The sequence below is a fragment of the Sphingomonas sp. S-NIH.Pt15_0812 genome (genome assembly GCF_003951315.1).
Classification (GTDB): Bacteria; Pseudomonadota; Alphaproteobacteria; order Sphingomonadales; family Sphingomonadaceae; genus Sphingomonas.
In genome coordinates, this window is sequence record NZ_QLJH01000063.1 from 1 (window position 1) to 8909 (window position 8909).

At 71.8% G+C, this 8909-nt stretch carries 10 protein-coding genes and 1 pseudogene; all 11 read right to left on the reverse strand.

Annotated features, from left to right (window positions below; genetic code table 11):
• On the reverse strand, positions 1–704 hold a 704-nt coding region (locus BRX43_RS19365; protein ID WP_164523691.1), incomplete at its 3' end, for a P44/Msp2 family outer membrane protein.
• A 468-nt stretch (positions 705–1172) separates the two neighbouring features.
• The gene (locus BRX43_RS19370; protein WP_125996701.1) at positions 1173–1610 is read right to left on the reverse strand and encodes a DUF2793 domain-containing protein; all 438 of its coding nucleotides are present in this window, start codon (positions 1608–1610) and stop codon (positions 1173–1175) included.
• Positions 1610–3715 (reverse strand): phage tail protein, encoded by a 2106-nt coding sequence (locus BRX43_RS19375; RefSeq protein WP_125996702.1) that lies wholly within the window; start codon positions 3713–3715, stop codon positions 1610–1612. Before BRX43_RS19375 ends, BRX43_RS19370 begins: the two co-directional genes overlap by 1 nt.
• A 15-nt stretch (positions 3716–3730) precedes the next feature.
• The gene (locus tag BRX43_RS19380) at positions 3731–4102 is read right to left on the reverse strand and encodes a peptidoglycan endopeptidase (RefSeq protein WP_125996703.1); all 372 of its coding nucleotides are present in this window, start codon (positions 4100–4102) and stop codon (positions 3731–3733) included.
• A 3-nt stretch (positions 4103–4105) separates the two neighbouring features.
• On the reverse strand, positions 4106–4921 hold the full coding sequence (locus BRX43_RS19385; protein WP_241215091.1) for a DUF2163 domain-containing protein: 816 nt from the start codon (positions 4919–4921) through the stop codon (positions 4106–4108).
• Positions 4918–7203, reverse strand: coding sequence for a DUF2460 domain-containing protein (locus tag BRX43_RS19390; RefSeq protein WP_125996704.1), 2286 nt, complete (start codon positions 7201–7203; stop codon positions 4918–4920). Before BRX43_RS19390 ends, BRX43_RS19385 begins: the two co-directional genes overlap by 4 nt.
• 12 nt (positions 7204–7215) lie before the next feature.
• Entirely contained in the window at positions 7216–7749 is a 534-nt protein-coding gene (locus BRX43_RS19395) for a tail tape measure protein (RefSeq protein WP_125996705.1), read from the reverse strand.
• Positions 7742–7939, reverse strand: coding sequence for a phage tail assembly chaperone (locus BRX43_RS19400; protein ID WP_125996709.1), 198 nt, complete (start codon positions 7937–7939; stop codon positions 7742–7744). The genes BRX43_RS19395 and BRX43_RS19400 overlap by 8 nt, the downstream gene beginning before the upstream one ends.
• 2 nt (positions 7940–7941) lie before the next feature.
• The gene (locus BRX43_RS19405; RefSeq protein ID WP_125996706.1) at positions 7942–8256 is read right to left on the reverse strand and encodes a GTA-gp10 family protein; all 315 of its coding nucleotides are present in this window, start codon (positions 8254–8256) and stop codon (positions 7942–7944) included.
• Entirely contained in the window at positions 8253–8657 is a 405-nt protein-coding gene (locus BRX43_RS19410) for a phage major tail protein, TP901-1 family (protein ID WP_125996707.1), read from the reverse strand. The genes BRX43_RS19405 and BRX43_RS19410 overlap by 4 nt, the downstream gene beginning before the upstream one ends.
• Before the next feature lie 10 nt (positions 8658–8667).
• Positions 8668–8909 (reverse strand): annotated as a pseudogene (locus BRX43_RS20645) (hypothetical protein); the annotation flags it as partial.

The window sequence follows — 8909 nt, forward strand, 5'->3', positions numbered from 1 at the left end:
ATCCTGGGCGGCGTCGGCGAACCGAAGTTGTAGGTCACGCCGCCCAGGATGCTGTGCGACCGGAAGCGACCGTCGAACGTACGGTTCGACACGTCGACCAGCTTGACGTTGTCGGCGTTGAAGAAGCGATACTTCAGCGTCGCGTCGAGGTGATCGGTCAGCGGTGCGCGGATACCGGCCAGGCCCTGCCACGCGAACACGGTGTCCGAGTCGTCGAGGAAGTTGCCGTTGTTGTTCAGCGCATAGTTCGCCTTGACGCGAGCCACGCCGACACCGCCGCCGACGAAGCCCTGAATGCCATCGTCGTCACCGAAGTCGAGCAGGCCGTTCAGCATGAAGCTGAGCGCCGAGGTGGCGCCGCCGGCAGCGTCGTAGGTGCCCGCCGCAGCGTTGCCGCGAGCGCCAGCGCCGTTGAAGAAGGGCGTGGTGGTCGACGACTGGAAGCCGTCAACGGTGGCCCGGCGATAGCCGACTTCGGTTTCCAGACGGAAGCCGCCGAAGTCGTAACCGACCACGCCGTCGACGTCATAACCATAATCGTGATCGACCGAAGCCGCATTGTTGAGGTTGGCGACATCGTAATCGATATCTTCAACGATCATCGCGCCGCCCTCGATACCCACGTACCACGACTTATCGCGGGCGAGGGCAGGAGTGGCGAGTGCGGTGGAGGCGAGTGCCAGTACGACGGCAATCTTCCGCATCATAGTCCCCTTTCCTAGTTGTCACTACGGACGACGCAAACCCACTAACCGGGGGTTGGTTTCCACGCAAGCGGACAAACTTTTGGGACTGTTGCCAAACAGCCACAAATTGAGAGGACGGCTTGGGTCATGCACTTCGCCGCTGCACCTAGTCGCTTCGCCGCAAAAAATCGCGATTTTGCGATGATCCTGCGCCGACCGTCGGTCGGGTCAGATCAAACAACCACCGTCGGGCGCCATTTTCAAGCGCAAAGCCTGGCTTTGCCAAACCTCTCTTCGCCGTGGCGGCCGCATCGGTCGCCAGCGCGCTCGATGCGTTGCGACCATCGGATGTTCGGTCTGTCCCGTCCGATCGTTTCACCCGTAATCCTGATCGGCCATCCGCATCTTTCTTACAGTGAAAGGCGTGTTAAGCTTTCGAAGCTGACAATATTCTGCCTCAAAGGCTGGATGCCGGCTGTTCGGCCGTCAGGCGATCAACCCCAGCCCGCGCAATCCGGCGATGAGGCTGGCCAGCGTCGCGCGCGCTTCCGCATCCACCGTCGCACCACCCGCGGCCGGCACCACCGCCGCCGCCGCGCGCCACTGCCCCTCGGCATAACGGACGATCGACCGCGTGCCCTGATGCCATGCCGCCATCCCCTCGCGCGGCGTCACGAACCGCCAGCCGCCCTCCGTCCAGCCTGCCAGCGCCAGCGCCTGCCCCCGCCAGGCCCCGGTCGGGTTCGAACCGACGATCCAGCACGCACCGGGCACCGGAACCGCGGGCGGCTCGTCGAGCCCGGCCGCCGTCACCGTCGCCTGCACCGCCAGGTCGATCAGCGCCAGCGCCTCATTGTGCCAAATCTCCTTCTGCGCCTGTCCTGCTTCCAGCAGCGGCAGGCCCAGTCGAGTCGTCGTCGCCATCATGCCTCTCCCATCGTCCAGATCGCCGGCAACGACTCTGCCCAGGTGCCACGCTGCCGCACCTCCACCCGGTCCCCCCGGGCCAGATCCACCGCCACGCTGTTCGTCGCCGTCACCAAGTCGCGTCGAGCGCCGTCCGCCCGCATGATCGTCACGCGCCATTCCTCGCGCTCTTCGCCCAGCGGCACGTCGACCCTATCCGCCCAGGTCCAGCCCAGCCGGCTTCGTCGGACCCATCGCACCACGCCCTCCCGCCAAACGAGCCTCACCGGAGCGGGCGGGCGGATCGATCGGCCATCGACCGTCGCGCGCGCTTCCACCGGCACCGCATCCGCCACGCCGCTCGCCATCACCCGCACCGTCCGGCCGAGCGCCGCCATCGGCAGGTCGATCGCAATCGCCCGCGCCGGTTCGACCAAGATGAAGGCATCGCCCACCGCCGCCACCTCAGCTTCGGTCCCACGCCGCCCGCGCAACAAGCGCTCCAGCCGCCATCGGCCGCCGCCCATCGGCACCGCCCGGCCGAACTGGATCAGCTCTCCCCCCGCCCAGGCCAGGTTCGCCCCCCGATCGAGCGCCGCGTCATCCGCATCGGCCAGCACCATGCCGGTCCGCGCCAACCGCACGATCATCACCCCTGCCCGGTCGATCAGGGTCGAGGGTGCGCGCGCCGGTGCCCGCTCCACCGTGCCGATCGTCCCGGCGGCGCCACTGTCGCCCGCCGGCGTCCAGCTCGCGCCATCATCGACGCTCCACAGCAACCCCGCCCGCCGCCAGCCGGCCCCGGTGCCGCACGCCACCACCGTCACCCGTGGCCGATCGAGCAGCACCTCCTCCAGCGGCGGCAGTTCCATGACGTGCAGCAGCGTCCGGCCGACCGTCTCGTCCGCCGCCGCCGCAACCCGACCGCTGCTCGCCACCACCGGCTGCGGAGCCGGCGCCACCGGTACCAGCGTCAGCCGCACCGCCATCGCTTCGACCAGCACGTCCAGCACCTGCCATCGCCCCGCCTCGCCCGCCAGCGTCACGGTCATGCCCGGCGTCACCGACAGTCCGGCAAAGCCCAGGGTCACGGTCCGCCGCACGCGCTCCACCCCCGCCCGCGCCACCAGGGCCCCCGCCAGCGTCTTCGCCGCACTTGCCGACAGCGCCGCCGGCAGGTCGATCGCTTCGGCTCGCGCGCCCGGTGTGCCGGCCCGCTGCACCCCGGCCTGGAAATCGCGGGCCGGATCATAATGGCGCAGCGCCACCGCCAGGGCCGCACGGCCCGGCGCGGCGATCTGCCGCCCCCGCACCATCTCCATCGATCCGCTCGCCGGCATCACCCCCGCATCGTTCAGCACGCGCGGCGGCATGTCCCCCCGCAGCTTCATCATCGCGCCCTCCGGCGTCCATCGCCCCCCGGCGACCTGCGCCAGCACCGCCAGCACGCCCGCCACGCTGCCGCTGGCGGCGAAGCCTTGCACCGCCGGACCGTCCGCCTCCGCACCGAACGCCCCCGCAACATCCTGCATCGTCACCGCGCCCGGATCGGCGATGACCTCCACGCTCAGCGACGGCACGCGATTGCCGAACTCGCCCAGCGGCAGATCCTCGAACACCAGATAGGCGCATCCGCGGTAAGCGGGCGTCGCGCCCTCCGCGCTGGCGATCAGCGGGTCGACCGGCTGGTCCTCGCCCCCCAGATGGATGCGCAGGCCCGCCTTGACCTTCAGATCGCCCGCCGCCCCGCGCACCAGCCGCCCGTCCGCCCAGATCCGCCCGATCCCCTGGATCGGCCGCCCCGACAGCAGCACCGCGAAGGAGGCGGCATAGCTGTATCGCGCGCCCGAAGCCTGCCCCTTGCCCCCGCCGGACCGACTGCGCGTCTCGATCAGGTCGGTCGACCAGATCACCGTCCCCGCCACGCGCATCCGCCCGAACAGCCAGGGGATGGCGCTGCCATAGGAGGAGGTCTGCACCGCCAGTTCGGTCAGGCGCGGTCCGTCGCGCCCCTTGGGCCCGAACAGTTCATGGTCGATCCGTTGCCCGATCAGCGCGCCGATCGCGCCGCCGACCGGCCCGCCCAGCGCAGTCCCGACCGCCGTCAGCACCACCGTCGCCATTGCCCGCTCCTTCCCTTATCGTCGCCAGCATCCCAGCACTGGCCAAGGCGGCGCACCGGGCCGCTCGGCTACCCGCCGCAGCCCGGCATCGGCATGGACCAGTCCCGCCCCCGTCCAGATCCCCAGGTACAGCTGCCCCGGCCCGGTCCGCATCATCAGCAGGTCGCCCGCTACCGGCGGCCCCTCGACCGGATGCAGCAATGCATCCAGCCGCGCCCGCACCAGGGCCGGCTCGCCTCCCCGCAGCGGATAGCCGCTTGGTGCCTCCAGCCGCAGCGCGTGCGCGGCCAGTCCGACGCAATCCAGCCCCGCGCCGTCCCGTCCATGCAATCGGAAGGGCACGCCCAAAGCGGCGCGCGCCCGCGCCACCACCGCCCCGCCCTCCACGGCTCAGCCCCCCGGCCAGCGGGTGATCAGGTCCAGTCCGGGCAGATGCGGCTCCCCGCGAAAGTTCGCCGCATTGCCGAACCGGTCGCGACAGGTGGCAAAGCTCTTGTCGCACCCCTCGACCAGCTCGACCAACGTGTCGGCCGCCACGTCGAAGGCCGGCGGCGCGCCCAGCACCAGCCGCCGTCCCTCGGACCGCGCCACCACCGTCTCCAGCCCGCTATTGGCGCCCCCGAACCAGCGGACCGTCCCGTTGCCGAACGCATCCGCCACCGGCTCGTCGACATCGCTCAGCAGCGTCCGTTCGTCGATCATCCGCACCCGTGCCCAATGCCGCCGGAGCGCCACCCGGCAGCGCCGGTCCCCCAGCGCCGCCCGGCATTCGGGCGCCGTCGCCTCCACCGCCGGCCGGTCGAGCGACGCCGCCGCGCCCAGCAGTTCGGCGGTGAAGCCATGGTCGGTCATCTCCACCGCCCCGATCGTCCCCTCGCCCAGCGGCACCGGCGTGTCCGCGCCCGTCCAGTCGGCCGCGAAGATCATCACGCGCGCACCGTCCCACCGCCCCGCCAGCAGGTCGCGCGGCGTGAAGGCGTCGCCGGTCAGCGCGCCCGACACGTCCATCGTATCCGCCTCCAGCCCCACCGAGCGCTTGATCGCCGAGGGCACCATGCCCGGCGCGGCGCGATGGACCAGGCCGTCGATTTCCAGGTCGCGGTCATGCGCGGTCAGCCCGATCGTCACCCCGTCGCGCCGCTCGACGCGCCAGCACAGGGCGATCGTCGTCACCGCTTCGTCCAGCCAGCCGATCCCAGCGGTCATGGAAATACCTCGCGCAGCTCGACCAGCGGCACCGACGCCGCGACGCCCGCCAGATAGGTGGCGCGGCTGACGCTCAGCCGATCCTCGGCGAAGCGCACCGGCACGTCGAAGTCGAACGAGGCGGTCACCGCCGCCCCGGCGGCCGGTGCGCTGTCCAGCACCACCCAGCCACCGTCGGCGAGCTGGAACCCCGCCCCGCGCCCCGCCACCGCCACCCGCACGCTGTCCGCCACGGGCCGCGTGATCCGCCGCACCGCCGCGCCATAGCGCCGCACCAGCGCGAACCGGCGCGTCGCGCCGTCCCCCGTCCCGATCGCCTCGCCCCGGCCCTGCCAGTCGAACGGGTCACGCAATCGGAACCCCCGCGCCGGCCCCAGCCGCGCGCGGAAGAACCCCAGCAGCGCCGCGATATCCGCCTCGGACCGCAGACCAGGTCCCACGTCATAATGGCTCAGCGCCTCCGCCCAGCCGACATTGCGCTGCTCCGCGCCGCCCGCCGCCGTCACGATCTGCGTCGAGAAATGCGGCGTCACCTCCACGTCCCGGCCCAGCCCCAGTGGAAAGGCGACATCGTCGAACGCCTGCATCGCATCCTCCTCCAGGTCGAAATGAACGAAGCCGTCGCGCATCACTTGCGGCAGCGCCCAGACGAAGGTTTCCGCCACCCCGCGCGCCCGCGCCGTCGCGGCGGCGCGGGCGATCGCTCGCCATTGCCCGCGCTCTTCCAGCCGCAGCACGAAGCCGGCGAAATAATGCTGGGCCTCCATCGGATAGCCCAGTCGCGCGGTCGCCGCCGCCACGCCCTGCGCGGTCGCCACGGCATCGCCGGTCGCCGCCCAGTCATAATCCTCCAGCTGCAACACGTCGAAGGCGGGCCAGGCCCAGCCGACCGGCATGTTCGCCCGCTTCGCTTCCGGCGCCAGCGGATCGAGCACGGTCGGCAGATAGGTCAGCAGATGCGTGACGCACTGGCCCCCCGCCGCCGCCCGCGCCGCATCCGCCAGCGCGATGGTCGACCGCGCCAGGCACGCCCCCGCCCGGTCCAGCGTCGCGCGCTGCGCCTCGGTCGTCACCTCGCGGATGCTGGCGATCGACACCGGCGCGAAGGCCGCCACCGCCGCCGCATCGTACAGGCACGGTGCATGACGGTCCGGCTGCACCCACCACCAGGGCTCGCCGACCTGGAAGCGCGCCGCCATCCCCGACGCCACCGCCAGCCGCATGAACGCCGCCGCCACCTGGGCCAGCCAGTCCATCGCCCCCGCATGGGCCGGGCTCAGCAGGGTCGAGGGCGGCGACCAGCCGGTCAGCGCCGGCGATCCGTCCGCCGCCCGCTGCTTCCAGTCCCCCCAGCAATGCGCGTCGAACAATTCGTACGACAGCGACCAGATCAACCCGTAACCCAGTCGCTGCGCGGCCTGCGCGAAGGCACGATGCCAGGCCACGCACGCCATGTTCAGCACCCCGCCCCGGGCGCTCACGTAGAAACCGCCGCCGGCCGCTTCGAGCCGGAAATAATGGCTCATGCCGACATAATGGACGATCGGCCCGCGATACCCCAGGTGCAGCGCGTTGCGCAGCAGCCGCGCCGGCGTCAGGTGATAGCTGTCGTCATAGCCGCTCGCCATCCGCAGGCCGTGTTCCGGCACCACCGCCCCGCCCAGCGCCAGCACCGCGCCCGGCCCCTCGCAGGCGATGTCGGTCAGCTCGACCCAGCCCTCCGCCGGTTCCGCCAGCGCCGCATCCCCCCCGTCATAACCGGGCGGGACGAGCGACACGAACATCCGGTCGACATCCCCCGCCCAGACCGGCACCGCCTCGTCCGGCAGCCGGAACCCACCTTCCACGGTCGCGAAGTCGATCGCTACCACCGCGTCCTGCGGCGATCCGCTGGCATAGTTCCACAGCCGCACATACCAGCTGCGCGCCACGCCGCCCGCATCGCGTCCCTCTATCGTCAGCACCGGCCCCTGCACCGCGTCCAGCGCCCGCACCCCGGCCGAGCGCCAGCGGAACCGCAGCCGGCACTGACGGAAATCCCGCGCCGTCTCGTAGCGGAGCAGCGGGTGATCGTGCCGATCCTCCGCCTCCCAGATCAGCCCGGCCAGATCGTCGCGCTTGTAGAAGACGCAGTCGACGCGCAACGCATCGCCCGTCTCGCCGATCGTGGTCACCGCCGCCATCATCGGGCGCGGGAAATTGACCGTCCAGAAGCGCGGATCGAATCGCTGCATCATCTCCGCGCGCTGCCCGTTCCGCGCCGCTGCCAACCAATGCCCCATGGTCGCTCCCCCTCACCCCAGCGCCGCGCGCACCGCCTGCGCTACCTGCCGGCTCGACTGGCGCAGCACCGCCGCCGGTTCGCTCCGCCCCGCATTGATCGTGATCGACACCCGCACCTCGCGCGCCGCGGCGGGGGCGAGCGTCTCGATCCGCCCGGCCGCGGTCGGCACGAACAGTTCCGGCCCCCGCTCGCCGACCAGATAGCCGCGCCCCGGCGCCAAGAGCCCGCCCGTCGCCCGTCCGGGCTGGCCCCCGGTCGGCATGGCACCGGAACCGCCACCCCCGATAACGATCGAATGCACGGCGCTGCGCAGCGCCGCCGCCGCGATCTGGTCCATCACCCGGAGCGCCGTCACCTTCAGATCCTCGAAGCTCAGCTTGCCGGTCCGCGCTGCCCGGAGCAGCGCCTGCTCGACCAGTCCCCCCGCCCGCGCCGCGCCATGGCCCAGCCCGCTCTCCAGCGCCTGGCGCATCGACGCGACATCGCTCAGGAAGCCGCGCGTGTCGGCGCGCACCGACACCATCGCCCGATCCACCTCATCCATCCGGAAATGCCTTTCGCAACGCCGCGATCGCCGCCGCATCGGGCGGTGCCTGCCCGCCCTCCACGCCGCGCATCGCCGCCACCACCACCGCCAGCTCGGCCGGCGTCGCCCCCCAGAAGCGGTCGGGCGACCAGCCCAGCACCGCTCCCGCGAACCCCGCCGCCCGCGCCGCCGCGCCCACGAAGTCCATGCTCACCGCCCGGCCAGGATCTGCCCCAGCAGCACGCGCAGCACCGGCGTCACCGCCGCCAGCCCCAGCGCCGCCACCGCCTCGCCCAGCGCGATCCGGTCCAGCCCCTCGGGCGGATCGCGCAGGCAGTGCCAGAACAGCGCCACCATCTCCGCCAGGCTCAGCTTGCCGTCCGCCGCCCGCTCCACCAGCGCGAACAGCGGCCCCAGTTCCGCCTCCGCCGCGACCAGCGCCGCGAAGCTCGGCCGCAGCACCAGCGTCTCGCCCGCCACCGCCAGCGCCGCCTCGCCGCGCACGGGATTCGCCGCCCCGCTCACGACGCCACCACCGCGCCGGAGCTTTCCAGGCTCAGCGTGTAGGATCGCTCGCCGTTGAAATCGCCGGCATAGTCCAGCCGCGTCACCAGGAAGCGGCCGGTCATGCTGTCGCCGCTCTCGAAGCTCAGCCGGTAATCGTCGATCGTCCCCGCCAGCGCACTCGCCTTGATCCGCGCCTCCGCCGCCGATCCGGTGAACACGCCCGCGCCCGACACGCTGACGCTGCGGATGCCCGCCCCCGACAGCAATTGCCGCCAGCCGCCCGAATCCTTGTTGGTCACCACCACCGCCTCGCCATTGATCGCGAACTGCGTCGTGCGCAGCCCCGCCACCGTCGCGAAGGCGGGCGCCGCCGCCCCGTCCCCCACCTTCAACAGGAACGCGCTTCCCCGTTCGATCATGCCACCCTCCTCAATCCTGTCGCCACATCCGGAACGCGAACTCCGCCGAGCCCTGCCAGCGGCTTTCCTGCCGCCCGGCCCGCGCCAGCCGACTCCGCGCCAGCCGCACCGTCACCACCCGCCAACCGCCGCCGATCGCGCACGGGCTGGTGCTGATGGCGGTGCATCTGTTCGAGAATCGCCATGCCGAGGTCGGGGTGCCGACCGCGGTCGCGGCGCTGTGGCGGCCGTGGCGGCGGATCGGGCTGTGAC